Annotated in this window: 1 protein-coding gene; it reads left to right on the forward strand. The window is 66.1% G+C overall.

Features of this window, described 5'->3' with window-relative positions; genetic code table 11:
- Positions 1–149: 149 nt before the first annotated feature.
- Positions 150–929: an ATP-binding protein gene (locus tag E8A74_RS51650; protein WP_211365663.1), complete on the forward strand. Its 780-nt coding sequence runs from the start codon at positions 150–152 to the stop codon at positions 927–929.
- The last annotated feature ends 107 nt before the right edge of the window (positions 930–1,036 follow it).

Consider the following 1,036-nt stretch of genomic DNA (forward strand, 5'->3'; position numbering starts at 1 on the left):
CGCGATGCGCAGTTCATCGAACCTCGGTCCAGCGCTGGCGCTGGTCCGGGTCCCGGGGCGGATAGCCCCGGGTGGGGCCTGGGGCAACGCCCCAGCGAGGCGGCCCCGAGATGAGACCAATGCTCAGATGTTTCGTGGATCCGGGGCAAATGGAGCAAATCCTCCTCAATCTCGTGGTGAATGCCCGCGACGCGATGCCAGAAGGCGGGCAGTTGACGATCGAGACAGCAAACACGGACCTCGACGAGGAATACGTCCGCGAACACCCCGAAGCGAACGTCGGGCCACACGTAGTGCTGTCGGTGAGCGACAACGGCGTGGGAATGGATCGAGCGACGCAAGCGCGGATGTTCGAGCCCTTCTTCACGACCAAACCCAAAGGCGTGGGCACGGGGCTCGGTTTGTCGATGGTCTACGGCATCGTCAAGCAGAGCGGCGGCTGCGTATGGGTCTACAGCGAGCCGGGGAAGGGGACGACGATCAAGGTCTATCTCCCGCGCGCCGGAGACGACGCCGTCGAAGCGCCCACAGCCGAGGCCCAGGAGAGCCGCGTGCGCGGGTCGGAGACGGTCCTCGTCGTCGAGGACGATCCGCAGGTCCGCATGCTGGTGCGCGGGATCCTGTCACGAGCCGGGTATCACGTCATCGAAGCAGCAAACGGCGGCGAAGCGCTGCTCGTATGCGAGCAACACGGCGCGACGATCCACCTGCTCTTGACGGACGTCGTCATGCCCAAAATGAGCGGCCGGCAGCTCGCCGAACGCCTACGAAACGTGCGCCCCGCCATGAAGGTGCTCTTCATGTCCGGCTACACCGAGAACGCGATCGTGCATCACGGCGTACTCGACTCAGGCATCAACTTCATCCCCAAGCCAATCACCCCCGAAGCGCTCCTCCGCAAAGTGCGCGAGGTGCTCGGGGGGGCGTAGTCGCGCCGGGGCGCTGCCCCGGTCCCCGCGGGGGGCTGTCCGCCCCCTCGACCCCGGACCAGCGAGGCGCTGGACCCAGGGTTGAAAAACTGCGCTCCGCGCAGTTT

The organism is Polyangium fumosum (assembly GCF_005144585.1).
GTDB lineage: Bacteria > Myxococcota_A > Polyangia > Polyangiales > Polyangiaceae > Polyangium > Polyangium fumosum.